Here is a 23,786-nt window from a genome sequence, read left to right on the forward strand (position 1 = left end):
GTACTTGCTCCATTCATCCCGCACGTAGCTGGCGAAGGCTGCCGGGGTCTGCGGGCCGCCTCCCAGATCCATGCCCTGGTCGGCCAGCTTGGCCGCGATCCCGGGGTCGGCCAGCGTCTGGCTCAGCGCGCGGTCGAGCTTGTCCAGCACGGGTTTGGGCAGCTTGGCGGGCGCGAGCACCGCATACCACTGCACGATGTCCAGGCCCTTGATGCCGGACTCGGCCAGCGTGGGCACATCGGGCAGCCGCTTGCTGCGTTCCGGGCTGGTGACCGCCAGGGGGCGCAGCTTGCCCGCCTGTATCTGGTTGATGGCGCCGGGCAGGGTGTCGAAGTTCATGTCGACGCTGCCGCCCAGCAGGTCGGTCATCGCCTGGCCGCTGCCCTTGTAGGGCACGTGCTCCATGCTGACCCCCGCGATCTGCGAAAAGCGGGCCGCGCTCAGGTGCTGCGGGCTGCCCATGCCGGAAGACGCGTACAGCAGCTGCTTGGGCTTGGCGCGGGCATCGTCCACCAGGTTCTGGACGGTGGCGTAGGAGTGCTTCGACGGGTTGACGACCAGCACGTTCGGCACCGAGCCGATGTAACGCACCGCCGTGAAATCCTTGATCGGGTCGATATTGGACTGCACGACGTACGGGGCGGCGACCGTGGACTGCATGTTCGCCAGCAGCAGGGTGTAGCCGTCCGGGTCGGCCTTGGCCACATAGTCGGCCGCGATCAGGCCGGATGCGCCGGGCTTGTTCTCGACCACGACCTGCTGGCCCAGCAGGGTGGACAGCCGGGCGGAAAGAATGCGGGCCGAGACGTCGGTGCCGCCGCCCGGCACGAAGCCGACGATGAGGCGTAGCGGCCGTTCCGGCCATTTGGTAGCGTCCTGCGCCAGGGCGGAGCTGGCGGCGGCCAGGCCGGCGGTCAGCGCCAGGGCGCCGGCCCAGGCGCGAGCGTGCTTGTTCATGAAGGTCTCCTTGGTGGTGGGTGCCTGCCCGCGTGTTGCTTGCTCTATGATTGGGTCAGGTTGGTATGCCTTTGGTGTCTGGTATACCAGATACAAAAATAGTCGAATTAGCGAGTGCGAACAACTCATGGCTAACCCTGAAGTCCTGGATCAATCCGTCCCCGATTTGGCCATCAATCACCCCACGCTGCCGGCGGTGGTCGCCGAGAGGCTGCGGCAGCTCATCATCGACGGCACGTTCAAGCCGGGCACCTGGCTGAACGAGCGTGACCTTTGCGAGCAACTGAAGATTTCGCGCACGCCCTTGCGCGAGGCCTACCGGATGCTGGCCTCGGACGGCCTGCTGGCCTTGCAGCCCAAGCGCGGCGCGATGGTGGTCGAGCTATCCGCGGACGACGTCGAGAACATTTTCGATGTGCTGTCGGTGCTGGAAGGGCTGGCGGTGCGCGCGGCGGCCGAGCGCGCGACGGATGCCGAGCTGGCGCACATCGCGCAGCTGCACGCGCAGATGCGCGAAAACTATGAAAAGCGGGATATCCGCGCGTATTTCGCCGCGAGCATGGGCACGCATATCGCGATCAACCGCGCCGCGCACAATCCGGCGCTCACGCACGCCTACGACAGGCTGAACCTGCAGGTGCAGGCGCTGCGCTACAAGTCCAATTTCGACAGCGACGAATGGACGGCGGCAGTGGCCGACCACGAGGCCTTCGTGCAGGCGCTGATGCAGCGCGACGGCGAGCGCGCCGAAGCGCTCATCCGCAAGCACGTGGGCAGCAAGAAAACCTACAACCTGCGCGTGCGGCACGCGGCGGCCCGCGGAAGCTGAGCTCCCCGCGGGCGCGCCGCTCAGGCGGGCTGGGGCGCCGCGCGCTTTCTGCCTATCATCAGCGCGATGACGGCGGCGGCCAGGCCGGTCGCGCCCGAGATGACGAAGGCCATCAGATAGCTGCCCTGCGCTTCGCGGATCGCGCCCGCCATCCAGGCGGCGCTCGCGGCGCCGAGCTGATGGCCCGCCACGATCCAGCCGAACACGATGGAGGCGTCGCGCTCGCCGAACGCCTCGGTGGTCAGGCGCAGGGTGGGCGGCACGGTGGCGATCCAGTCCAGGCCGAAGAAGATGGCGAAGATCGACAGGCTGTAGAACGAAAAATCGGAGTAGGGCAGGTAGATCAGCGACAGCCCGCGCAGCCCGTAGTAGACGAAGAGCAGCTTGCGCGGATCGTAGCGGTCCGTTAGCCAGCCCGAGGCCGTGGTGCCGATCAGGTCGAAAATTCCCATCAGCGCCAGCAGGCCCGCCGCCTGCACTTCGGGCATGCCGTGGTCTCCGCAAAGCGCGATGAGGTGCGTGCCGACCAGGCCGTTGGTGGTGAAGCCGCAGACGAAGAAGGTGGCGAACAGGAACCAGAACGTGCGGGTCCTGGAGGCTCGTGCCAGGGCGCCGAAAGTGGCGGCCAGCAGGCCGGTGCGCGGCGCGGCGGGCGCGGCCGGGGCATGCGGATCGCTGCCGAACGGCGTCAATCCCACGCTGGCCGGACGGTCGGGCACCAGCCACCAGGCCAGCGGCACCAGCGCGGCCGCCGCGGCGGCCACCGCCCACACCACCCGGGTCCAGTCGCCGGAAGAGGCCAGGGCCGCCAGCGCCGGCAGGAACACCAGCGTGCCGGTCGCGGAACTGGCGGTCAACAGCCCCATCATCACGCCGCGGTGACGGGTGAACCAGCGGTTGACGACGGTGGCGCCCAGCACCACGGCGACCGCGCCCGAGCCGATGCCCGAGAACACGCCCCATGTCATGAGCAGGTGCCAGGGCTCGGTCATGTAGGCGCTTGCCGCGCTGGACGCGGCCATCAGGGCAAGGGCGCTGATCAGCACGCGCCGCAGGCCGAAACGCTCCATCGCCGCGGCCGCGAACGGCCCGACCATGCCATAGAGGAAGATGCCGAGGGCGGCGGAGAACGAGATCGTGCTGCGGCTCCAGCCGAAGGCTTCTTCCAGCGGGACCAGCAGAACGCTGGGCGAAGAGCGCAGCCCGGCCGATACCAGGAGCGACAGGAAAACCACCGCGACGACCACAAAAGCGTACTTCTGGCCGGCGCGCCGGAACGGCATGGGAGGGTGGGGTATACTCATGTTACTGACCGGTACGTAATTGGGTTTGCGAATAGTACGTACCGGTCAGTAACGTCGTCAAGCGATTTCTTGCCGTTTTCGTCATCCGGAAAGGAGCCTCCTATGGCCAGCAAAATCTCTAGCGCGCAACGGCCGGCCTCCAAGCCGCCGCTGGCGGCCGAGCGCATCCGCAAGACCGCCCGGGAAATGTTCTACCGGGACGGCATCCGAGCGGTGGGGGTGGACGCCATCGTCAGCCAGGCGGGGGTGACCAAGCCCAGCCTGTACCGCAGTTTCTCGTCCAAGGACGAGCTGGCGGCGGCATATCTGCGCGACTACGACGCCGAGTTCTGGGCGCGCTTCGATGCCGCGTGCGAGGCGCATCCGGGCGACCCTCGCGCCCAAGTCCTCGACTACCTGTCCGGGCTGGGCGCGCGCGCGGTGCAAAACGGGTACCGCGGCTGCGGGCTGACCAATGCAGCGGTGGAGTATCCCGAAGCCGGGCATCCCGCCCGCGCCGTGGCGGTGGAGCACAAGGTGGAACTGCGGCGACGCCTGGCCGCCATGGCGGCGGAAATGGGGGCTGCGGACCCCGCGGCGCTGGGCGATGGCCTGCTGCTGCTGTTCGAGGGCGCCTTCGTCTCCAGCCAGCTTTTCGGCGAGGGCGGGCCCGCCGGCCGGGTTGCGCAGATGGCGGACAAGCTGATCCAGGCGCACCTGGATGCATCGGCCGGACCTGCCGCCACGGACTCGCAGCGGGACTGAGGCCCGGCCTGCACAAAGCCGGTGCGCGCCGCAGTGCGTGCCTGCACCATTTTTGGTGTTTGTACCCATTGCGCAACGCACAAAAAAATGCTTGAAGATTTTTATTGCGGCGCAGCAAGCACAGGTCTAAGATGGACTCGTGTTGTTCCACATCGCTTTCTCAAGGAGAGAACCATGAGCGATACCGCGCTGAAGAATGCCCGCATGTCGGATGAGCTGGAACGTACCCTGATCCGCGACGCGATCGTTGCGGAAAGCCTGTCCGGCCATGCAGCCGGTTCGCGCTGGCTGCGCCTGAAAGTGCGTCTGTCCGCTTTCGGCGGCGCGGTGGGCGAAGTGCTGCACGACATGGACGCCGGCCGCCGCCAGCATCCAGTGGTCTCGGCCTACCATTGAGGGGCCTTTCGGCGATGCGGACCGCATCGCGAGCAAAAGCGCCGGCCATGCAGCCGGCGCTTTTTCATTGCGCCGGCATTCTCTCGTCCAGGATTTCGCGCAGGCCGGCAATGAATTGGCGCGCCGCCGGCGTCAGGTCGCTGCCGCGGCGGTGTATGACGCATACCTGCAGGACCGGCAGCGCGTCTTCAGGGTAGAGCAGGCGGATGCCCAGCTTGCCGAACACCGCCTTTGCCAGCGGCTCGATGAACAGCCCGATGTGATCCGTCTGTGACACCAGGGCAAGCGCTGCGCTGAGCGAATCCCCCTGCACGACGCGGGGCGGCACCGGCAAGCCCAGCGACGCGAACAGCCGGGTCGTGGCCGACAGCGGATCGCCGCCATCGCCGGGCAGGGCCCATTCCGCATTGAGCAATTCACGGATCGAGCGCCGGTTGCGCAAAGGGTGTTGCTTGCGCATGCCGACCACCAGCCGCACGGGAAACAGCGGCAGGCAGACGAACTCGTCCCGCAGCACCTCCGGATCCGCGTGCATGACCGCGAAATCGACTTGCGGCTCGCGCAGGCGCGCAAGTATGCCGGCCGGGCCCGCTTCGCTCACATGCAGGGACACGCCGGGGCGCCGTTCACGCAGCCGTTGGAACGCGGGCACGAACAGCGTCTGCGCGAACGCCGCGCTGACCGCCATGCGAACCTGGCCGGCATTGCCGTCGCGCAACTGCGCGACCTCCTCGCGCGCGCGCCGCAGATCATCGAGCAATAGGCGCGCGCGGGGCAGCAGGGCTGCGCCGCAGTCGGTGAGCTGGATGCCTTTGACGCTGCGTTCCACCAGCGCCGCGTCCAGCTCGCGTTCCAGCTCCCGCACGATCTTGGTCACGGCAGGCGCCGAAATTCCCAGGCTGCGCGCGGCTGCCCGGATGCTGCGCTGGGTGGCGACGGCGACAAAGGCGTGCAATTGGTTCGGCTTCATGGTCGAGTGCGCTTCTTGTGTAAACCTAATGGAAACGATGATAAGAGAATTTTGTCTTTTTGGTTTACATGATCATCCCTAGAATGCGCTTGAGAGCGTATGCGCCGGCGCCGCGCGATTGGCGGCGCCGGCGGAACACGCGCCCGGTGGGATATTGGAATGGGTATGGATCTTTTGGCGGCGATGCGCATTTACGTCCGCGTCGTCGAACGCGAGACGATGTCGGGCGCCGCCCGCGACCTGGGCATGGGCCAGCCCGCGGTCAGCGAACGCATCGAGAAGCTGGAGCGCTTCCTGGGCGCCACCTTGCTGTTGCGCACGGGACGCACCCTCAAATGCACGGAAGCGGGCAGGGTGTTCTACGAGCGGAGCCAGGGCCTGCTGGCGGGCGCCGCCGAGGCCGCCGAGGCCGTCTGGTCCGCGAACCAGGAGATCGGCGGCACGTTGCGGATTGCCGCCGCCCACTGCTACGGCGAGAAGGTCGTGGTGCCTACGATCATCGCCGCGCGGGTCGAGCATCCGGGCCTGCTGGTGGAGCTGGTCCTCAACGACGATGTCATGGATCCGGCGGTGGAAGGCGTCGATCTCTCCATCCGGCTTGGCAGGGCCGGCGACGGGCGTTACCTCGCATTTCCGCTGGGCGCGGTGGACAGCGTGCTGGTCGCGGCGCCGGAGTATCTGGATCGGTGCGGCCCGGTAGCAACTGCGCAGGAGCTGGCCGGGCATTCGTTCATCCGCGTCAAGGACGCCTTCCCGAACGACGTCCTGCCCATGGTGGACGTCGCGACAGGGGGCAGCAGGCAGGCATCGATCCGTACAGCGGTCACCACCACGCATTGGCGCGCGATGTACGACATCATCCTGGGCGCGGGCGGGATAGGCGTCGTCCAGCAGCCGGCCTGCGCTGCCGAACTGGCGTCCGGCAGGCTGGTGCGGCTGCTGCCGGAGCACGGCCTGCTGCCATTGCCGGTAACCGCGCTGGCGCCGGCGCAACGGCCGCTGCCGCGCAAGACCCGGGCCATGATCGCCATGCTGCGCCAAGCCATCGCGCCACGCCCGGGCGGCGCGTCCGCCACGGCGCCGGGCCGCCGCAGCGCCGCCCGTCCGGCCAGGGGTCAGACCAACATGTCAGCCACCAGGTAGCCGTCCAGCAGCAGGATGCCGACCGTGGCCGCAACGGCGGCCCAGGCCCAGCCGCCGCGCAGCGCGTACTGGCCCATCAGGCTCTTGCGGCGGGCCAGCAGCACCAGCGGCCCCAGCGCGAAGGGCAGGGCCAGGCTCAGGATCACTTGGCTCAGCACCAGCAGCCCATCCGGGTCCTCCCCGCCCGTGAAGGCCAGCAGGCAGGCGGCCGCGCCGCCCGCGACCAGGCGCGTCATCAGCGCGCGCCGGCGGTCGGACCAGCCGCGGCGGACCTGGAACCCATTGGACAGAATGCGGCCCGCCAGCACGCCCGTAAGCGTGGAGCTTTGCCCCGCCGCGTACAGCGCCACCGCGAACACGATGGCCGCGCCGGCCCCCAGCGTGCGGCCGATCACCGCATGGGCGTCGTCCAGGCTGGACACGATCAGGCCGGAGCCCGACAGGGACGCCGCCGCCACGATCATGATCGCCGCGTTGATCAGCATGGCCACGCCCAGCGACACAATGGTGTCGTTGCGCGCCACCCGCATGGCGAGGCCGCGGGCGGCCGGCGGCAGTTGCCGCGCGCGCTGCGCGAGCGAGCCGGAATGCAGGTAAAGATTATGCGGCATGAGGGTTGCGCCCAGGATGCCCAGCGCGATCAGGAAGCCCTGCGGATCGCGCAGCGCGTGGCCCGTGCGCGTGACGCCGTGCGCCACCTCGGTCCAGGCCGGATTCGCCTTGAACAGCAGGAACACGAACGACATCGCGACAACGGACAGCAGCAGGGCGATGACGCGTTCGTGCCGGTCGGCGTTGCCGCGCGCGAGCGCTAGCACGGCGAAGGTGCCGACGCCGGTGACGGCGACGCCTGCGATCAGCGGCAGGCCGAATAGCAGCCTCAGCGCGATGGCGCCGCCGACGAGTTCGGCCAGCGCGGTGGCCAGGATGGCGGCTTCGCCGGCCAGCCAGGCCGCCTTCGACAGGCGGGGGGAGAGATGGCGCGCCGTGAGCGTGGCGAGGTCCTGGCCGGTGGCCAGCGCCAGGCGCGACACCAGGACCTGGAAACCGAGCGCCAGGAAGGCGGACACGATGACGACCATCAGCAGGCCATAGCCGAAGCCGCTGCCGCCCGCGATGTCCGTGGCCCAGTTGCCCGGATCGATATATCCCACGGCCACCAGCAGGCCGGATCCGATCATGCGGCGCAGGTTGGCCGACACCTGGACGTCTTGCGCCGGAACGGCATTGCCGCCCGATATCGCGTAGATGAAACGTGTCATGATCGCTCCTGAGAATGATTCGCATTGTCTAGAAGCGATCGACCCCCGTCAAATTGATTTTGGGCAAACAGGGGATAGCGCGGCCCAATGGCGCCGCCCTTGCCGGACGGGCCATGGGCCGGGAAGGGGGATCAGGACTTGAGCTTGGCGTCCATGGAGATCTTGGCGTTGAGCACCTTGGATACCGGGCAGCCCTTTTCCGCCTTGCGGGCGGCGTCCTCGAAGGCCTGGGCGCTGGCGCCGGGTATGACGGCTTCCACGGTCAGGTGGACGGCCGTGATCGAAAAGCCGTCTTCCACCTTGTCCAGCGTGACTTCGGCCTTGGTGTCCAGGCTCTGCGCGACCATGCCGGCTTCCGCCAGGATGTTGGACAGCGCCATGGTGAAGCAGCCGGCGTGCGCAGCGCCCAGCAGTTCCTCGGGATTGGTGCCGGGGGTGTCGCCGAAGCGGGTATTGAAACCGTAGGGCTGGTCCTTGAGCGCGCCGCTTTGCGTGGAGATCGTGCCCTTGCCGGTCTTCAGGTCGCCCGACCAGGCGGCGGTTGCGGTTTTCTTCATGCTTGACTCCTGTAGGGGCCCGCGCCCGTCGCGAGCGGGTCCGGTGGTGGGGGGAGCGGGCCGCGGGAGGAGCGGCCCGCATTGCCTTCGGGGGCATCGTCGATGATACGGCGGACGCGTGCCGCCAGCGAGGAAACCGCGCGCTCGTATCGGCAAGCCGATGTAACGGCAGGGCGGCGGGGCCTCCGATTGCGGCGCGTCCAAGAGTTGCGGCACGACATGAGGCAGAATATGGGCATCCCCTTCACATCCTCTGAGAACCGTAGTCATGTCTCTCGATCTTCTCCGCTGCGCCTGCGCTGTCGCGCTGGCCGTTCCCGTCTTTTCCGCCCAGGCCGAAGTCGTCATCGGCGTGGACGTGTCCACGACCGGTCCGGCCGCCTCGATCGGCATCCAGACCAACAACGCGATCCGCCTGTGGCCCGCGACGCTGGGCGGCGAGCCGGCCCGCTATGTGGTGCTGGACGACGGCACCGACGTCAGCCGCGCGGTGAAGAACATGCGCAAGCTCACCTCCGAGGACAAGGTCGACGCCATCGTCGGGCCCAACACGACCGCCGCCGCGCTGGCCGGCCTGGACGTGCTGGCCGAGACCAAGACGCCCATGATCGCGCTGGCGGCTTCCAGCGTCATCGTCGAGCCGCTGTCGGATCCGAAGCGCGCCTGGGCGTTCAAGATGCCGCAGAACGATTCCCTGATGGCGACCGTCCTGGTCGAAGACATGAAGAAGAAGGGCCTGAAGAACGTGGCCTTCATCGGCTTTGCGGATTCCTACGGCGACAGCTGGTGGAAGGAGTTCAGCGCCGCCGCCGGATCCGAACTGAAGATCGTCGCGCAGGAGCGCTTCCAGCGTACCGATGCCTCCGTGGTGGGGCAGGTGCTGAAGGTCATCGCAGCCAAGCCGGACGCGGTGCTGATCGCGGGCTCGGGCACGCCCTCGGCGCTGCCGCAGAAAACATTGCTGGAGCGCGGCTATACCGGCGCCGTCTACCAGACCCACGGCATCGGCACGCTGGAATTCCTGCAGGTGGGCGGCGCGGACGTGGAAGGCACGTTGTTCCCCACGGGGCCCGGCGTGGTCGCCCGCGAGCTGCCTGACGACAACCCGGTCAAGAAGGTTGCCGTGGCGTTCGCCGACAAGTACGAAGCCCAGTACGGCAAGCACACGCTGACGCAGTTCGCGGGGGATGCCTATGGCGCCTGGATGCTGCTGGACTCGGCCGTGGCCCGCGCGCTGAAAACGGGCGCCAAGCCGGGCACCCCGGAATTCCGCGCCGCGTTGCGCGACGCGCTGGAGAACACCCGGGACCTGGTCGTGCCCAATGGGGTGTTGAACATCTCCAAGGACAACCACCAGGGTTTCGATGAGCGCGCCCGCGTCATGGGCATTGTCAAGAATGGGCGGTTCTCGTACGCCCAATGAAGGCGCGAAGGCGGGGTCATGCCCGCCAACCCTTGGTAACGTGTCTTAACGCCCCATAGGGCCGGACGAACGGAAAGCAGGCCGCGGCCTGCTTTTTTTCGGTCATATCATTAGTGCCGAAATGATTTATTGTCGTATCATTTTTAGTGAATCCATGTACCTAGAAATAAATTAGGGAGAAATAATCCATGAATCCGTCCTTGACCCTGACCCGATCCCGACGCTTCCTGCTGGCGCTGAGCCTGGGCGTGCTGGCCGCATGTTCCGATTCGGGATCGGACAAGCCCGCCCCGGCCGCGGCCAACGCGCCGGCGGGCGATTCCACCCTGGAAGCCGCCAAGGCGGCGGGCAAGATACGCATCGGCTACGCCAACGAGGCGCCATTCGCCTACATGGACAGCAAGGAAGCCAAGGTCACGGGCGAATCCGTGGAGATTGCCCGCGTCGTGCTCAAGCGCATGGGCATCAACGAGGTGGAGGGCGTCCTGACCGAGTTCGGCTCCCTCATCCCAGGCCTGCAGGCCAAGCGTTTCGACATCATTGCGGCGGGCATGTACGTCACGCCCGAACGCTGCCAGCAGGTCGCGTTCTCCGATCCCACCTATGGCGTGGGCCAGTCGTTCCTGGTCAAGCAGGGCAATCCCAAGAACCTGCACAGCTATGAAGACGTGGTGAAGAATCCCGAGGCCAAGCTGGGCGTGGTGGTGGGCGCGATCGAGGCCGAGTACGCCTCCAAATCCAAGGTGCCGGCAGGCCAGGTGGTGGTGTTTCCGGACGCGGTCAGCGCCTTGTCCGGCGTGCAGGCCGGGCGCGCCGATGCGTATGCGGCCACCGCCCTCACGGTCAACGACCTGATGGGCAAGACCAGCCAGGCCAGCGGCCTGGAGAAGGCCGAGCCGTTCACCGATCCGGTCATCGACGGCAAGAGCGTGCGCGGCTACGGCGCCTACGCGTTCCGCTCCGATGACAAGGCCTTCGCCGACGCGTTCAACGCCGAGCTCGCCAAGTTCATCGGCACGGAAGAACACCAGAAGCTGGTGGCGCCGTTCGGCTTCACGCCGCAGGAACTGCCCAAGGGAGTCACCGCCGCCCAGCTGTGCGCCGGCAAGTAAGGGGGCGCGGATGCAGCTGATATCGGAGCATTTCGCCGAGCTGGCGCCGCCGCTGCTCGAAGGCCTGGGCGTTACGCTGCAGGTCCTGGCGGGCGCGGTGGTGCTGGCCGTTCCGCTGGCGCTGGCGGCGGGCATCTGCCGCCTGTCCTCGGTGCGTCCCGTGCGCTGGATCGCGTCGATCTATGTGGAGGTGTTCCGCGGCACGTCGGCGCTGGTGCAGCTTTTCTGGTTCTATTTCGTGCTGCCGCTGTTCGGGGTGCAATTGCCGGCCATGCTGGTGGGTATCGTGGTGCTGGCGCTGAATGCGGGCGCCTACGGCGCCGAAGTGGTGCGCGGCGCGATCCGCGCGGTGCCGTCCGGCCAGCGCGAGGCGGGTGTCGCCCTGAATCTCACGCGTGGGCAGATCATGCGCCGCATTATCGTGCCGCAGGCCGTGCCGGCCATGCTGCCGCCCGCCGGCAACCTGCTGATCGAATTGCTGAAGAACACCGCGCTGGTGTCTCTGGTCACGATTACCGACCTGACGTTCCGGGGCCAGCTGCTGCGCAGCGAGACCCTGCGCACCACCGAGATCTTCACCCTGATGCTGCTGCTCTACTTCGCGGTGGCCTTGCTGATCACCGCCGGCGTGCGGCTGCTCGAACGGAGGGTCAGGGTCCGATGACGCCGATATTCGATTGGTCTTTCGCCCTGGAAATCCTGCCCACGCTGGGCGCCGCGCTTGTCGTCACGATCCAGGCCACGCTGCTGGGCATGCTGGTCGCGGTCACCCTGGGCCTGGTGCTGGCGATGCTGCGGCGTTCGCGGCTGGGCATCGTATCGCTGCCCACCGCTTTCGTGATCGAGTTCGTGCGCAGCACCCCTTTGCTGGTGCAGATGTATTTCCTGTTCTACGTCTTGCCGCTGACCGGCGTGCGCATGTCTCCGCTGGCCACCGGCATCATCGCCCTGGGTCTGCACTACGCGACCTACTGCGCGGAGGTCTACCGCGCGGGCATCGAGGCGGTGCCGCGCGGCCAATGGGAGGCCGCCACCGCGTTGAACCTGTCGCGCTGGCGCACGGCTGTCGACATCGTGCTGCCGCAGGCCATCCCGCCCGTGGTGCCGGCGCTGGGCAACTACCTGGTGGCCATGTTCAAGGACACGCCCCTGCTGTCCGCGATCACCGTGGTGGAACTGCTGCAGCAAAGCAAGATGATCGGGTCCACGACATTCCGCTACACCGAGCCCCTCACCCTCGTGGGCCTGCTGTTCCTGGCGCTGAGCCTGGTGGCGGCCTGGGGAGTGCGTGGCCTGGAGGGCCGCCTGCAACGATATGGAGGAAAACGATGAGCGCCAGCGTAAGCATCAAGAACCTGCGCAAGCAGTACGGCGAACTGGAGGTGCTGCGTGGCATCAACCTGGAAATACCCGCTGGCCAGACCGTGGCCGTGATCGGCCCATCGGGCTCGGGCAAGTCCACCTTGCTGCGCGTGCTGATGACGTTGGACCGTCCCAGCAGCGGCGATATCGAGATCGACGGCGTGCCGATGTGGACCGACGCGCAGGGCCGGCCCGCCGGACCCAATTCCGAGCACCTGCGCAAGGTGCGCGGCAAGATCGGCATGGTGTTCCAGCACTTCAACCTGTTTCCCCACATGACTGCGCTCGCCAACGCCATGGAAGCGCCGATGCGCGTGCTGGGCATGTCGCGCGCCCAGGCCCGGGAACGGGCCGTGGAATACCTGGAGATGGTCGGCCTGGGCGACAAGCTGGACGTCTACCCGGCGCAGCTGTCCGGCGGCCAGAAGCAGCGCGTGGGCATTGCGCGGGCGCTGGCCATGTGCCCGGACATTATGCTGTTCGACGAGGTGACCTCGGCGCTGGACCCGGAACTGGTGGGCGGGATCCTGCAGATCCTGCGCGATCTGTCGGCGCGGCGCAGCATGACGATGATCATCGTGACCCACCAGATGAAGTTCGCAGAGCGCAGCTCGGACCGCACCCTGTTCTTCGATGAGGGCAATATCGTCGAGGACGCCGAATCGTCCGTGCTGTTCAGCCAGCCCAAGGAGGCGCGCACGCGCCAGTTCCTGGACTCCGTGATAGAAGGCCAATAGGCCGCTGCCGCTCCCCCGGCGGGCTTTGACCCTGCCGGGGGCGTTGGGATTCGCGCCGCGCGCGCGGCCCGGGCGCTATGCTGTGGCATCCAATGCCATGGAGGCTTCCAGCATGACCCATCTTTTCAGTCCCATCTCGATCGGCGCTCTCGAACTGGCCAACCGCATCGTCATCGCGCCCATGTGCGAATACTCGGCGGAAGAGGGCCGGGCCACCGATTGGCACATGATCCACCTGGGACACCTGGCGCTGTCGGGCGCCGGGCTGCTGTTCACCGAGGCCACTGCGGTGGAGGCCGACGGGCGCATTTCACCGGGAGACCTGGGCCTGTGGTCCGATGAGACCGAACGGGCGCTGGGCCGCGTGGTGCAGGCCGTGCGCCGCTATTCCCCCATCAAGCTGGGCATCCAGCTTGGCCATGCGGGCCGCAAGGCCTCCAGCGACGCGCCCTGGAACGGCGGCCAATTGGTGCCGGCCAGCGAAGGCGGCTGGCAGGGCTGGGCGCCTTCGGCGGTGCCGCACAACGATTCCGAGCCTGCGCCCCACGCGCTGGACGAGGACGGTCTGGCGCGGGTGCGCGACGCCTTTGCCGATAGCGCCCGCCGCGCGGTCCGCCTGGGTTTCGACGCGATCGAGCTGCATGCCGCGCACGGCTACCTGCTGCACCAGTTCCTGTCGCCGCTGGCGAACCGGCGCGAGGATGCCTATGGCGGCTCGCTGGAGAACCGCATGCGCTTCCCGCTGGAAGTGTTCCAGGCGCTGCGCGAAGTCGCGCCGCCGTCGGTCGCGCTGGGAGTGCGCGTGTCCGCGACCGACTGGGTCGAGGGCGGCTGGGACCTGGCGCAGACGCTGGTTTTCGCGCAGGCCCTGAAAGACCGCGGCTGCGAGTTCATCGACGTGTCCAGCGGCGGCGTGTCGTCGCAGCAGAAGATTCCCGTCGGCCCGAACTACCAGGTGCCTTTCGCCGACGAGATCAAGCGCAAGGTGGGCATGCCCACCATCGCCGTGGGGCTGATCACCGAGGCGCAGCAGGCCGAGGACATCCTGGCTCGGGGCGAGGCGGACATGATCGCGCTGGCGCGAGGCATGCTGTACGACCCGCGCTGGCCCTGGCACGCCGCGGCGCAGCTGGGCGGGCAGGTGGCCGCGCCGCGCCAGTATTGGCGCTCGCAGCCGCGCGAGCACAAGGCCCTGTTCGGCGAAACCCGCTTCGGCCAGCGCTAGGGTCCGGGCAAGAAAAAGCGCCGCCCGAAGGCGGCGCTTTGCCGGTGACGCGCGGGGGCGGCGCGCCCGCCGCCTACAGCCGGCCGTAGGCTTCTTCGAGCTGTGCCTGAAGCTGGTCGGCGAAGCCGGCATGCGCAGGATCCAGCGCAGACATCAGGCGGGCCAGCACGACGTTGTCTTCCTCGCCGTTCCAGATCTTGATGTACGTGCCTTCCTTGTAGCCATGCCGCTGGCGGAAGATGTTCAGCACGTTCTTGGAGACGTACTGGGTATAGGCGTCGTTCCAGCTCATTTCGCAGGCCGTCATGGTGCGTTCCAGCACCTTGAAGCTGGCGCGGCCGCATACCGCCAGGCCGCCGATCAGTTCCAGCAGCTCGGGCACGCTCAGCGAGTCCAGCGCGTAGGCCTTGCCGTCCAGCGTAACCGAGGCGGGCGTCGCCAGGTCGGCGACCAGCGCCTCGGCGGCGCCGCTGGTGCTGCCGCCGGCCGCGACGATCGTGTGCGACAGGTAGAAGTGCAGGATGTCCACCAGTTCCATCTGCACCTGGGGCAGGTCGATGGTCTGCTTCTTCCACCATTTCCAGCCATGGTGTTCCAGCGCCTCGGCGGATTCGACGAAGGCGGCGCGCAGGAACCGGGCCCCGCCATTGACCCAGTCCGGATTGATCATGGTGTTCAAGTGGTCCTGCAACTTGAGCATCGTGGCCGCCTGGGCCTGGTTCAATCCGACAACGTTATTCACTTTCACTCCGGGGTTCGTGGGGGGGGCTTTGCGACTGCGGCGGAAATGTTAGCACCATTGCCCGCCGGCGCCGGGCGGCCCGGGGCGGCCTCAGGCGCCGCCGTCCTTGCGATAGGACGATGGTTTCAGCGGAGGCAGTTTTTCCAGCGGCGTCTTGCGCGGATTGCGGGCGCTGCCGGCCGCCTTGAACAGCATGAACGCGAAGAACGCCAGGAAAACGGCGGGCATCAGTTCGTCCATGTCGAACCGGGGGTTGCGCAGGACTTCGAAGACGATGCGCGCCGCGGCCCAGCCGGCCAGCGCGCCGGCCACCGTCAGGATGATGCCGATCTTGCGCCGCCGGGCCCGGTCCGCCAGCGACGCCGCGGCAGGGTCTTCCTGGCCCGGGGCCGGCGCGGCGGGGGCCGCGGCGTCGGACCGGGAGGGCAGGGGCTGCGGCGCGGACTTGCCCCAGGGGGCGGTGGACAGCGACTCGGAAGAGGGAGCCGGCGCCGGGACAGAGGGGGGGACGGGCTCGGCCGCCCGCCGCGAGGCCTGGCGCTTGGGAGGGACCCTGCCGGGCGTTGCCCCGCCCGCGCGCGTCAGGTTTTCGATATAGCGCGCGAAATCGCCGTCTTTCGGTTCCGCATCTATGGCCATTCCCTTCTCCGGTTCAGTTGCCGCGGCGTTGCCTTGCCGGCATGCGGCGCTTGCGCAGCATGGCTATCAGCAGACCGCATCCTAGCAGCACCGAGAGCCCGGCGCCGATCATCATGGCGATCTGTTGCGCATTGTCCGCCGCGCCCAGGCTGCGCGCGGTGACGTAGCCCGGCGCCAGCATCAGGGGCAGCCACAGGATGGCGGATGCGACGTTGGCCAGCTGGAAGCGGCCGTGCGCCATGCCCATGACCCCGGCGACGGTGGGAATGGTGGAGCGGATGGGGCCCAGGAAGCGGCCGATCAGCACGGACGCGAAGCCATAGCGGTAGAAGAACAGGCGCGCGCGCGCCACGCCGGTGCGCTGCTGCTTGAGCGGCCAGCGGCGCAGCACGCCCGGCCCGGCCCAGCGGCCCAGCCAGTAGGACAGCGCATCGCCGATGATGGCGCCAGCGATGCCCCAGACCAGGACGCTCCAGGGGCTGAGCGTGCCGGCGCCGATCAATCCTCCGGTCAGAAGCATCAAGGCCGTGGCCGGGATGAACAGGCCTACCAGCACCATGGATTCGCCCAGGGTCAGCAGAAAGGTGATCGGCCCCGCCCATGCCTGGTTGGTTTCGATGAACAAGGCGATCTTGTCGACGTATTGGTCCATAAGCGGAAAGTTGAAAATCAGCTGAATGCAATCGGGTATCTTAACGCCTGCGTGGACGGCCGCGCGGGGCGTAGTCCGTCTGGTTGAAGCTTATCGTCGGGGAATTATGGATTCGGTTACGCAGGCGGTGCTGGGGGCGGGGATACAGGGGGCGCTGATGGGCCGCTTCCAGGGGCGGCGGGCGCTGATCTACGGGGCGGCGCTGGCCACGGTGCCGGACCTGGACGTATTGATGAGCTACCCGGATCCGGTGTCGCTCATGACTTACCACCGCGGGTTTTCGCATTCGGTCTTCGTCCTGACCGGCCTGGCGGCCCTGCTGACATGGCTGATCCGCAAATATTGGCCGCAGGCGCCCTATGGCGGGCGGCGGTTGTTCCTGACCTTGTGGCTGGTGCTCGTGACCCATCCCGTGCTGGATGCCTTCACGGTCTACGGCACGCAGCTCTTCTGGCCGCTGGCCCGCATTCCTGAAAGCTGGTCGGCCATCTTCATCATCGACCCGGTGTACACCGTGCCGCTCCTGGCGGCGATGCTGTACGCCATCGCCCGCGGAATGACCGCGGCCGCGCGCCGCCTGCTGGCCGCCGCCTTGGTCTTCAGCACGGCCTACCTGGGCTTCGGGCTGGCGGGAAGGGTGGCCGCCGAACACCGGGTGCGCGACGCGATGCAGGCGCAGGGGATCGCGGTCACGGAATTGCGGGCGGTGTCCATGCCCTTCAATACATTGGTATGGCGCGTCATCGCCAAGACGGCGGACGGCCATTATTACGAATCGGTCAGCAGCCTGTTCGACCGGGACCCGCCGGAATGGCTGCGCCAGCCGCTGAACCTGGACGTGGGCCGGGCGCTGGCGGGCGTGCCCCTGCATGAACGGCTGCGCTGGTTCACGGATGACTGGCTGCGCTATGACGCGATCGGCGACGCGCTGGTGGTGACGGACCTGCGCATGGGCCTGGCCGGGCACTACACCTTCCGCTTCAAGATGGCCGAGCGCGCGGCCGGCGGCGCCTGGACGCCGGTGACTCCGTCGACCTGGCCCACCGAGCGTGGCGGATGGGCCGAGTTCAAGCTGGTGCTGGCCCGCATCCTGCACGAGCAGCCTCCGCTGCCGCTCGCGCAATGGTCGGAAGAGGCGCTGCGCTAGCGCCCGGACCGTCCGGCAGCATCCCGCGATTGCCCAAGCGGCGCCTCACAGGCGCCGTTTTTTTTGCTGCAGCTCAATCGCGATGCGGCTGCGCGGGCCGGCTCAGGGCCGGCATTTGAGCGGCGGGGAGCGATACGGACGTTTCAATGCGGCCGAGCAATTTACAAAGATTTATCAATTGTCGAACTACTACTAATGTGATTTGGTCGCCTTCCTAAAGACCCGGCCAGGGTGCGGCCCATACAGTATCGACACCTCTGGAACCCGCATATGGCAAGCGCGCCGTGGGCGTATTCCAGAGCCGCGGCGTTTCTCCGTCCGGTCCTCCGTTCGCTCGCCGCGGGCACGTGGTCCGGCCCCGCACTGCCGGGGCCGACCCTACCAACTCCAACTCAGGAATCGCAATATGAAACGCAGTATCCTCGCCTCCTTCATTTCCTCGGGCGCGCTCATCGCCGCCCTGGCGCCGTCGATTTCGCATGCCCAGGCGTTCGACGGCCAGGTCCGCTTCATCGGCAAGGTTTCTGCCGTCACGTGCAAGGTCAACGGCAAAGACGCGGGCCTGGGCAACATCAAGGACGTCAACCTCGGTCCCCACGACCCCACCGCGTTCGCCGCACTGGAAAAGGGCGCCGTGCTCGCGGCCAGCGAAAAACCGTTCAGCATCGAACTGAGCGATTGCAGCGCCAAGGGCACGGCCGCCATTGCGTTCGACCAGGTGTCCACCACCATCAACAAGGCATCCGGCAACCTGCAGATCAACACCACGCTGCCGGCTAGCGGCATCGAGATCGGCATCTGGAACGCGGGCAACAACAAGACCAACAAGGTCGAGCTGGGCAAGGCGCAGGCTGTCGGCGACGTGCAGACCGTCTCGTGGGATCCGGCCGCCGCAACGCCTACCAATGGCGGTTCCCTGGACTTCAAGGCCGCCTATATCAAGATGGTGGACAAGGCAATCACGGTCGGCTCGGGTAGCGCCGGTTCCGACATCGGCTTCATCGTCGCCTACCAGTAACCCGGACCGGTAAGGAGCTGATGGCATGACGCCCATGGTGCGTATTGTTGTTCGTTTGCTGGCCATGGGCGTCATGGCTTGGGCCGCAGGCGCCGGAACGGCCCAGGCGGCCCTGGTGCTGGAAGGCACGCGCATTGTGTTTCCCGGCGACGCCAAGGACGTCTCCATCCGGGCGCGCAACAGTGGCGACGTTCCCCTGTTGCTGCAGGCCTGGCTGGATGACGGCCGACCGGACGAATCCCCCGAAACGCTGGTGGTGCCCTTTCTCGTGTCGCCGGCGGTTTCACGCATAGAACCCGGTTCCAGCGCCGTGCTGCGGGTGTTCCATACCCGGCACGCGCTGCCGCCCGACCGCGAATCGGTCTTCTATTTCAACGCCCTGGAAACGCCCCCAAGCACTGGCAAGGACAACGCCGTGGGCCTGAGGTTCCGCACGCGCATCAAGCTGTTTTTCCGTCCTTCCGGCCTTGCCGGCAAGGTCGAGAATGCGCCCGCCAGCCTGAGCTGGGCCGCCGCGGACGGCGGCGCCGCGCTGGACGTGCGCAATCCGACGCCGTATTTCGTGTCGTTCCTGTCCGTCGAGCTGTCGGGCGCCGACGGCCGCCGCCGCACCGCCATGGGCGGAGGCATGGTGGCGCCGTTTTCCACCGAGCGGTTCCGCCTGCCTGCCGGCGCGCGCGCCGCCCAGGGCGCGGGCGCGGCCGTGCACTACACGGTGATCAATGACTTCGGCGGCGCCCAGGATTTCGAACGCGCGCTGGAGCCCCAATGACGGCGGCATTTTCTCTTTCGCTGTTTCTGCACGGACGCCGAAGCATGCGCCTATCGACGCAAGGCGGAATGCGCCGGGGCGGCCGCCGCGCGCGGGCGCAACTGGGCTTGCGCTGGGCGCCGGGCCTGGCCATGTTCGCCATGATGGCGGCGGCGGCCGGCGGCAGCGCCCCGCAAGAGGTCCATTTCGATGCGAAGATGCTGGTGCGCGGCATGGGCGGCGAGTCCGTCGACCTCTCCCGCTTCGAGCGGCCCAACGTCGTGACGCCGGGCCAGTACCGGGTCGACGTGCTGGTGAACACGCGGTGGCGCGGAACGCTGACCATGGATTTCCATGGCGCAGGGCCCGAGGGCGCCAGGCCGTGCTATACCGCCGAGCTGCTGCGCAGCATGGGCCTGGACATGCGCAAGATCGAACGCCAGGGGCCCGAGCTGGGCGTCAAGGCGCTGGGGGAAGCGCCTTCGTGCGGAGACCTGTCCGATTACGTGCCGGGCGCACAGGCCAAGTTCGACATGGCCGAGCAAAAACTGTCCCTGACCGTGCCCGCCTATTACCTGGCGACGGGGCGCGCCGGCACCTACGTGGACTCTGCCTACTGGGACCGAGGCATCCCCGCGGCGCGGCTGAATTACTCGGCCAATCTCTATACCCAGGACACCGACGGCCGGCGCAACAGCAGGGGATACGTCAACTTGAACGGGGTGGTCAACGCGGGCGCCTGGCGTCTGAAGCATGACGGCTTCCTGCGGTGGTCTTCGCGCGGCGGCGCGCGCTACAGCCGCGGGCAGCTGTACGCCGTCACCGACCTGCCGGCTTGGCGATCGCAGCTGTTGCTGGGCGAAACCTCGACCGACGGCCGCTACTTCGACGCCGTGTCTTTCCGCGGCGTGCGGCTGAGCAGCGACGAACGCATGCTGCCCGACGACCGTCGCGGTTATGTGCCCACCATACGCGGCACCGCGCGCACCAACGCCGCGGTCAGCGTCTACCAGCGCGGCTTCCTCGTCTACGAGACCACGGTGGCGCCGGGCCCGTTCGCCATCGAGGACCTGGGCGCGGCCAGTTTCGGCGGCGACCTGACGGTGCGCGTCACCGAAGCGAATGGCGAAACATGGAGCTTCATCGTGCCCTTCGCCACCACGGTGGAACTGTTGCGGCGCGGAGAAACGCGCTATTCCGTCGCGGTGGGCCAGGCCACGTCCTCCGGCTACCGCAGCAGCGGCCAGCGCGTCTTCGAGGGCCTGGTGCGCTCGGGGGTGAGCGATCGGGTCACCGCGTACGGCGGCCTCGCGTTCAGCGATTACTACGGTTCCGTATTGGGGGGCGCCGCGCTGAATACGCAATTGGGCGCCTTTTCCGGAGACGTCACCCTCGCCAGCGCCAACCTGCCGGGCGAGCGCACATCGGGCTCCAGCTACCGCGTGTCCTATAGCAAGAACCTGCCGAACTCCGGCACCAACTTTTCCTTGCTGGCCTATCGCTATTCGACCAGCGGCTTCGTGGGGCTGAACGAGGCCATCGCGTTGCGGGACGTTCCCCACTCGTATCGCTACGCCGACCTGGGCCGGCTGCGCAACCGGCTCGACGTCAACATCAACCAGGATCTGGGCGCAAGAGGCGGGTCTTTCTACCTGAACGGATCGGCGCTGCAGTACTGGCGCCGGTCCGGCACCGCGTTCAACTACGGCATGGGTTATCGCAACAACTGGGGCAACGTGTCCTATGCGCTGGCGCTGCAGCGCGTGCAAGACTTGTCCTCGGGCGGCGAACTGTACATGCCGGGCCGTGGCCGCAGCACCGTCGCCACGTTGAACCTGTCCTTCCCGCTGGGCAGCGGCAGGTCGATCAACACGCCCATGTTCAGCAGCTACACCAGCCACAGCAGCGTCGGCGGCACCGATGCCGCGGCCTCCGTGGCGGGCGGGCTGGGCGACGATGGCCGGCTCAGCTATTCGCTGTCGGCGTCCCGCAACAGCCGTTCGGACACCGCCGCGGCCAGCGGCAGCCTGGACTATCGCGCCGCGGTCGCCAATATGGGCGTAAACGTGTCGCAGGGTTCCGGCTACCGCCAGGCCGGGCTGCGGGCCCAAGGCAGCGTGCTGGCCCATGCGGGCGGGGTGACCCTGTCGTCCACGCTGGGCGAGACCGTCGGCCTGGTGCACGCGCCGGACGCGGAGGATGCGCGCATCGGTTTCGACCGCAGCCGCGTGGACGGCCGGGGCTACGGTCTGGCGACCAGCCTGGCGCCATACCGCCTCAACACCGTGGAGCTTGACCCCTCGGACATGGCGGACGACGTCGAACTGCTGGCCAGTTCCCGCACCGTGGCGCCGCGCGCCGGGGCGGTGGTGCTCTTGCGCTATCCGACTCGCCGGGCGCGACCGGTGCTGGTCAATGTGCGGCGGCCGGACGGCGGCGTGCTGCCGTTCGGCGCCGAGGTCTTCGACCTTGCCAGCGGCGAGTCCGTGGGCGCGGTGGGGCAGGGCAGCCGCATCATCATGCGGGTCAGCCAGGATCACGGCGACATCCGCGTGCAGTGGGGGGCGGATACCGAGCAGCGTTGCCGCGTCGGCTATCGCCTACCGCCGCGCCAAGGCCGGCAGGATGGTTTCGACACCCTGGACGCGGTTTGCCAGCCCGAGCCCGCGGCGCCGGCCATCGCCTCGCCGGTGGCGGCGATATGGCCATGAGCGCCGGCACCGCGCGCCGCTGGTCGGCGCTGGCCTGCGCCTGCGTGTTGTCCGCGGGCGCCGCGGGCGCGCGCGCCGATCTTTCCGTGGACGGCACGCGCTTCATCTATCCGGCGCAAGACAAGTCCATCACGCTGCGCACCGGCAATCCCGGCAGCGCGCCCATCCTGGTGCAGATATGGCTGGACCAGGGCGAGGGCCAGGACGACCTCTCCCGCCTGGCGGCGCCTTTCGTGCCGATGCCGCCGTTGTTCCGGCTGAACCCCGGCGAGCGCAAGGCGATCCAGCTGCGCTACACGGGCGAGCCGCTGCCCCAGGACCGCGAGTCGCAATTCTGGATCAACTTCATGGAAGTGCCCACGGCGGGCGAGCGCCGCGACGGACTGAAGCTGCAGATCAATCTCTCGATGAAGCTGCTATTCCGGCCGAAGGGCCTGCCGGGCGACCCGCGCAAGGCGCCCGGTGAATTGCGTTGGGCCTATCACCCCGCCGGCGCGGTGCTGGCGGCGGAAAACCCGACTCCCTACAGCGTGACGCTGCGGACGCTGCGCGTGCGCGGCGCGCCGGATGCGGGCCTGGAAGGTGTGACCGTGCCGCCTTATTCCTCTGCGCGCCTGGCCTGGCCCGGCCCGTTGCCGCGCGCGCAAGAGCTCACGCTGGACTACGAAGCCGTGGACGACCTGGGCTTGGCCGCGGCGGGAACCGCCCGGGCGCGGGCCGCGGCCGGCAGTTGATGGCACCCGATATTACGCAGCGGACGCCCGCGTCCGCGTCTTCTAGGAGAAATACCATGATCTTGCGGTTGCCCTCGATGCGGGCCGCAATGAGCCGCCCGCGCCGCAAGGCCCTGGCTGGCGCTGTCCTGGCGGCCTGCCTGGCCGTGCCGGGCGCGGAGTCCTACGCAGCGCCCAGAACGGCGGGCGAATGCAAAGTGCAAAAATTCGCCGAGGGCGTCAGCGGCAGCAGCGGCTGGAACCCGCCGCAGGTAGGCAATGTGGGCAGCGGCGTGCCCGTGGGCACGGTGCTGGCCACGCGCCAGCTGACAATATATTCCAGCTTCACGTACAAGGACAAGACGACGCCTATGGTCTACGTCGCGCATGGCGCCTATTGGCGCGGGGTGCCCAACGACCTTCCCGCCATCGTGCCGACGAACGTTCCCGGCGTGGGGCTGCGCGTCAAGCCTGGCGGGCGGCAGGAGCTCAAGTTCGAAAACGCGATCAGGGCCTATGCCAGCCTTGGATTGGACTTCCCCGATGCGGGGAAGAGGGACAGCTTTGGCAGCGGCATCGTGGTGGAGCTGATCGTGACGGGAACCGTGCCCTCGGGCAGCCACCAGGTTACGGACCAGGATCCGAGCTTTCCCGCCGCGCGGATGCACATAAGAATGGCGCAGATGCGTCCGCAGCCCGCGGCCGGCGACGATATCACGCGTGTGGACGGCAAGATCCCGGGGTCGGGGGCGACCTGCCTCGATGATGCCTGGTTCGACGTCAAGGAGCTGATCACCATCGGGGGAGCAACGCCGCCCCTGGTCACGGCCGTGTGCGAGGTGGATGCCCGCTACCTGGGGTTCGGGCACGAAGTGCCGATGGGCAAGGTGGCGGCGGATGATTTCCCATCACCGGGATCGCGCGCCGGCGCCGCGAGGTTTTCCATTTCCTTGAGCCACTGCGCCGCCGAGGCCAAGCCCAGGCTGGCGTTCTATGCGGGCGGGCCGGGACGGGTGCCGGGCATGCAGGCTTTGCGTCTCGATCCGCAGCCCGGTTATGCCAGGAACCTGGGCATCGTGCTGACCCGGCAGGGTGACGCCGCGCCGCTTGTCATCGGCGCCGGCGCAGCGGATCTCACTTTTTATTCGTTTCCCGGCCTGCCCATCGCTCCGGGGGCGACCGCCAATTTCGACCTGGAGGCGCACTACCAGCGCACGGACCACGATACGCCGGGCCAGCCCGGCGTCACGCCCGGGCCGGCGAATTCCAGCGCGCGTTTCCAGGTGCGCTACGACTGATGCCGCCGCAACGGCGCACGCAAAGGCCCGGCGCCATGTGGCGCCGGGCCTTTTTGCCGCTGGGCCGCCCCAAGGCAGAAACGCCCCCTTTGGG

General features: G+C 67.8%; 24 protein-coding genes. 16 read left to right on the forward strand and 8 right to left on the reverse strand.

The features are described 5' to 3' along the window. Positions 1–957 (reverse strand): tripartite tricarboxylate transporter substrate binding protein (locus JL37_RS24305; RefSeq protein WP_043547550.1); only part of this gene is annotated, 957 nt, incomplete at its 3' end. Between the two features lie 127 nt (positions 958–1,084). Between JL37_RS24305 and JL37_RS24310 the strand changes: the two genes are divergently transcribed. Then, on the forward strand, positions 1,085–1,786 hold the full coding sequence (locus tag JL37_RS24310; protein WP_043547551.1) for a GntR family transcriptional regulator: 702 nt from the start codon (positions 1,085–1,087) through the stop codon (positions 1,784–1,786). 20 nt (positions 1,787–1,806) lie between these two features. Here the strand turns inward: JL37_RS24310 and JL37_RS24315 are convergent, their stop codons facing one another. Next, on the reverse strand, positions 1,807–3,090 hold the full coding sequence (locus JL37_RS24315) for an MFS transporter (protein ID WP_043547552.1): 1,284 nt from the start codon (positions 3,088–3,090) through the stop codon (positions 1,807–1,809). Between the two features lie 102 nt (positions 3,091–3,192). Between JL37_RS24315 and JL37_RS24320 the strand changes: the two genes are divergently transcribed. Both JL37_RS24320 and JL37_RS24325 read left to right on the forward strand, forming a co-directional pair. Further along, positions 3,193–3,834 (forward strand): TetR/AcrR family transcriptional regulator, encoded by a 642-nt coding sequence (locus tag JL37_RS24320; RefSeq protein ID WP_043547553.1) that lies wholly within the window; start codon positions 3,193–3,195, stop codon positions 3,832–3,834. Positions 3,835–4,008: 174 nt separating this feature from the next. Continuing rightward, a complete protein-coding gene (locus JL37_RS24325) occupies positions 4,009–4,230 on the forward strand; it encodes a hypothetical protein (protein WP_043547554.1) in 222 nt (73 codons plus the stop codon). A 64-nt stretch (positions 4,231–4,294) separates the two neighbouring features. Here the strand turns inward: JL37_RS24325 and JL37_RS24330 are convergent, their stop codons facing one another. Then, positions 4,295–5,200, reverse strand: coding sequence for a LysR family transcriptional regulator (locus JL37_RS24330; protein ID WP_043547555.1), 906 nt, complete (start codon positions 5,198–5,200; stop codon positions 4,295–4,297). 165 nt (positions 5,201–5,365) lie between these two features. Here JL37_RS24330 and JL37_RS24335 point away from each other — a divergent pair, with 165 nt between their 5' ends. Beyond that, positions 5,366–6,343 carry a LysR family transcriptional regulator gene (locus JL37_RS24335; RefSeq protein WP_081955193.1) on the forward strand — a complete coding sequence of 326 codons (978 nt, stop codon included), beginning with the start codon at positions 5,366–5,368 and terminating at the stop codon, positions 6,341–6,343. On the opposite strand, the gene JL37_RS24340 is transcribed toward JL37_RS24335, so the two are convergent. Both JL37_RS24340 and JL37_RS24345 read right to left on the reverse strand, forming a co-directional pair. Beyond that, positions 6,316–7,605, reverse strand: coding sequence for an Nramp family divalent metal transporter (locus JL37_RS24340; protein ID WP_043547557.1), 1,290 nt, complete (start codon positions 7,603–7,605; stop codon positions 6,316–6,318). The genes JL37_RS24335 and JL37_RS24340 overlap by 28 nt on opposite strands. A 131-nt stretch (positions 7,606–7,736) precedes the next feature. Then, entirely contained in the window at positions 7,737–8,162 is a 426-nt protein-coding gene (locus JL37_RS24345) for an OsmC family protein (RefSeq protein WP_043547559.1), read from the reverse strand. Positions 8,163–8,430: 268 nt separating this feature from the next. Here JL37_RS24345 and JL37_RS24350 point away from each other — a divergent pair, with 268 nt between their 5' ends. The 6 genes from JL37_RS24350 to JL37_RS24375 all read left to right on the forward strand — a co-directional run bounded on the left by JL37_RS24350 (position 8,431) and on the right by JL37_RS24375 (position 14,021). Continuing rightward, positions 8,431–9,585 carry an ABC transporter substrate-binding protein gene (locus tag JL37_RS24350; protein ID WP_043547560.1) on the forward strand — a complete coding sequence of 385 codons (1,155 nt, stop codon included), beginning with the start codon at positions 8,431–8,433 and terminating at the stop codon, positions 9,583–9,585. A gap of 188 nt (positions 9,586–9,773) precedes the next feature. After that, positions 9,774–10,697, forward strand: a complete 924-nt coding sequence (gene ehuB / locus JL37_RS24355) for an ectoine/hydroxyectoine ABC transporter substrate-binding protein EhuB (RefSeq protein ID WP_052097582.1) — start codon at positions 9,774–9,776, stop codon at positions 10,695–10,697. A gap of 10 nt (positions 10,698–10,707) precedes the next feature. Further along, on the forward strand, positions 10,708–11,361 hold the full coding sequence (gene ehuC, locus JL37_RS24360) for an ectoine/hydroxyectoine ABC transporter permease subunit EhuC (RefSeq protein ID WP_043547561.1): 654 nt from the start codon (positions 10,708–10,710) through the stop codon (positions 11,359–11,361). After that, entirely contained in the window at positions 11,358–12,029 is a 672-nt protein-coding gene (gene ehuD / locus JL37_RS24365) for an ectoine/hydroxyectoine ABC transporter permease subunit EhuD (RefSeq protein WP_043547562.1), read from the forward strand. Before ehuC ends, ehuD begins: the two co-directional genes overlap by 4 nt. Further along, positions 12,026–12,796 carry an ectoine/hydroxyectoine ABC transporter ATP-binding protein EhuA gene (gene ehuA, locus JL37_RS24370; protein ID WP_043547563.1) on the forward strand — a complete coding sequence of 257 codons (771 nt, stop codon included), beginning with the start codon at positions 12,026–12,028 and terminating at the stop codon, positions 12,794–12,796. Before ehuD ends, ehuA begins: the two co-directional genes overlap by 4 nt. A gap of 112 nt (positions 12,797–12,908) precedes the next feature. Then, on the forward strand, positions 12,909–14,021 hold the full coding sequence (locus JL37_RS24375; RefSeq protein WP_043548159.1) for an NADH:flavin oxidoreductase/NADH oxidase: 1,113 nt from the start codon (positions 12,909–12,911) through the stop codon (positions 14,019–14,021). A gap of 73 nt (positions 14,022–14,094) precedes the next feature. Here JL37_RS24375 and JL37_RS24380 read toward each other — a convergent pair whose 3' ends face one another. From JL37_RS24380 to JL37_RS24390, 3 genes are all read right to left on the reverse strand, one after another. After that, positions 14,095–14,745 (reverse strand): dUTPase, encoded by a 651-nt coding sequence (locus JL37_RS24380; protein WP_043547564.1) that lies wholly within the window; start codon positions 14,743–14,745, stop codon positions 14,095–14,097. Positions 14,746–14,853: 108 nt separating this feature from the next. Beyond that, positions 14,854–15,402, reverse strand: coding sequence for a hypothetical protein (locus JL37_RS24385; protein ID WP_043547566.1), 549 nt, complete (start codon positions 15,400–15,402; stop codon positions 14,854–14,856). A gap of 13 nt (positions 15,403–15,415) precedes the next feature. Beyond that, on the reverse strand, positions 15,416–16,054 hold the full coding sequence (locus tag JL37_RS24390) for a DedA family protein (protein WP_043547567.1): 639 nt from the start codon (positions 16,052–16,054) through the stop codon (positions 15,416–15,418). 106 nt (positions 16,055–16,160) lie between these two features. Between JL37_RS24390 and JL37_RS24395 the strand changes: the two genes are divergently transcribed. The 6 genes from JL37_RS24395 (at position 16,161) to JL37_RS24420 (ending at position 23,692) form a co-directional block, all read left to right on the forward strand. Next, positions 16,161–17,201, forward strand: coding sequence for a metal-dependent hydrolase (locus JL37_RS24395; RefSeq protein ID WP_043547568.1), 1,041 nt, complete (start codon positions 16,161–16,163; stop codon positions 17,199–17,201). Between the two features lie 406 nt (positions 17,202–17,607). Next, positions 17,608–18,219: a fimbrial protein gene (locus JL37_RS24400; protein WP_043547569.1), complete on the forward strand. Its 612-nt coding sequence runs from the start codon at positions 17,608–17,610 to the stop codon at positions 18,217–18,219. 25 nt (positions 18,220–18,244) lie between these two features. Then, positions 18,245–18,991 carry a fimbria/pilus periplasmic chaperone gene (locus tag JL37_RS24405; RefSeq protein ID WP_043547570.1) on the forward strand — a complete coding sequence of 249 codons (747 nt, stop codon included), beginning with the start codon at positions 18,245–18,247 and terminating at the stop codon, positions 18,989–18,991. A gap of 44 nt (positions 18,992–19,035) precedes the next feature. After that, entirely contained in the window at positions 19,036–21,681 is a 2,646-nt protein-coding gene (locus JL37_RS24410) for a fimbria/pilus outer membrane usher protein (RefSeq protein WP_231570425.1), read from the forward strand. After that, positions 21,678–22,415, forward strand: a complete 738-nt coding sequence (locus tag JL37_RS24415; RefSeq protein WP_081955224.1) for a molecular chaperone — start codon at positions 21,678–21,680, stop codon at positions 22,413–22,415. Before JL37_RS24410 ends, JL37_RS24415 begins: the two co-directional genes overlap by 4 nt. Positions 22,416–22,471: 56 nt before the next feature. Continuing rightward, a complete protein-coding gene (locus tag JL37_RS24420; protein ID WP_043547571.1) occupies positions 22,472–23,692 on the forward strand; it encodes a fimbrial protein in 1,221 nt (406 codons plus the stop codon). Positions 23,693–23,786 lie beyond the last annotated feature (94 nt).

Origin of the sequence: Achromobacter sp. RTa (genome assembly GCF_000757485.1) — a bacterium.
Taxonomy (GTDB): Bacteria; Pseudomonadota; Gammaproteobacteria; order Burkholderiales; family Burkholderiaceae_B; genus Achromobacter.

Coding starts and splice junctions, on each gene's coding strand:
- JL37_RS24415 (WP_081955224.1), top strand. CDS start 21,678: ATGAGCGCCGGCACCGCGCGCCGCTGGTCGGCGCTGGCCTGCGCCTGC.
- JL37_RS24385 (WP_043547566.1), bottom strand. CDS start 15,402: ATGGCCATAGATGCGGAACCGAAAGACGGCGATTTCGCGCGCTATATC.
- JL37_RS24335 (WP_081955193.1), top strand. CDS start 5,366: ATGGATCTTTTGGCGGCGATGCGCATTTACGTCCGCGTCGTCGAACGC.
- JL37_RS24310 (WP_043547551.1), top strand. CDS start 1,085: ATGGCTAACCCTGAAGTCCTGGATCAATCCGTCCCCGATTTGGCCATC.
- JL37_RS24410 (WP_231570425.1), top strand. CDS start 19,036: ATGCGCCTATCGACGCAAGGCGGAATGCGCCGGGGCGGCCGCCGCGCG.
- ehuA (WP_043547563.1), top strand. CDS start 12,026: ATGAGCGCCAGCGTAAGCATCAAGAACCTGCGCAAGCAGTACGGCGAA.
- JL37_RS24350 (WP_043547560.1), top strand. CDS start 8,431: ATGTCTCTCGATCTTCTCCGCTGCGCCTGCGCTGTCGCGCTGGCCGTT.
- JL37_RS24375 (WP_043548159.1), top strand. CDS start 12,909: ATGACCCATCTTTTCAGTCCCATCTCGATCGGCGCTCTCGAACTGGCC.
- JL37_RS24325 (WP_043547554.1), top strand. CDS start 4,009: ATGAGCGATACCGCGCTGAAGAATGCCCGCATGTCGGATGAGCTGGAA.
- JL37_RS24330 (WP_043547555.1), bottom strand. CDS start 5,200: ATGAAGCCGAACCAATTGCACGCCTTTGTCGCCGTCGCCACCCAGCGC.
- JL37_RS24405 (WP_043547570.1), top strand. CDS start 18,245: ATGACGCCCATGGTGCGTATTGTTGTTCGTTTGCTGGCCATGGGCGTC.
- ehuD (WP_043547562.1), top strand. CDS start 11,358: ATGACGCCGATATTCGATTGGTCTTTCGCCCTGGAAATCCTGCCCACG.
- JL37_RS24395 (WP_043547568.1), top strand. CDS start 16,161: ATGGATTCGGTTACGCAGGCGGTGCTGGGGGCGGGGATACAGGGGGCG.
- JL37_RS24345 (WP_043547559.1), bottom strand. CDS start 8,162: ATGAAGAAAACCGCAACCGCCGCCTGGTCGGGCGACCTGAAGACCGGC.
- JL37_RS24320 (WP_043547553.1), top strand. CDS start 3,193: ATGGCCAGCAAAATCTCTAGCGCGCAACGGCCGGCCTCCAAGCCGCCG.
- JL37_RS24340 (WP_043547557.1), bottom strand. CDS start 7,605: ATGACACGTTTCATCTACGCGATATCGGGCGGCAATGCCGTTCCGGCG.
- ehuB (WP_052097582.1), top strand. CDS start 9,774: ATGAATCCGTCCTTGACCCTGACCCGATCCCGACGCTTCCTGCTGGCG.
- JL37_RS24400 (WP_043547569.1), top strand. CDS start 17,608: ATGAAACGCAGTATCCTCGCCTCCTTCATTTCCTCGGGCGCGCTCATC.
- ehuC (WP_043547561.1), top strand. CDS start 10,708: ATGCAGCTGATATCGGAGCATTTCGCCGAGCTGGCGCCGCCGCTGCTC.
- JL37_RS24420 (WP_043547571.1), top strand. CDS start 22,472: ATGATCTTGCGGTTGCCCTCGATGCGGGCCGCAATGAGCCGCCCGCGC.
- JL37_RS24390 (WP_043547567.1), bottom strand. CDS start 16,054: ATGGACCAATACGTCGACAAGATCGCCTTGTTCATCGAAACCAACCAG.
- JL37_RS24315 (WP_043547552.1), bottom strand. CDS start 3,090: ATGAGTATACCCCACCCTCCCATGCCGTTCCGGCGCGCCGGCCAGAAG.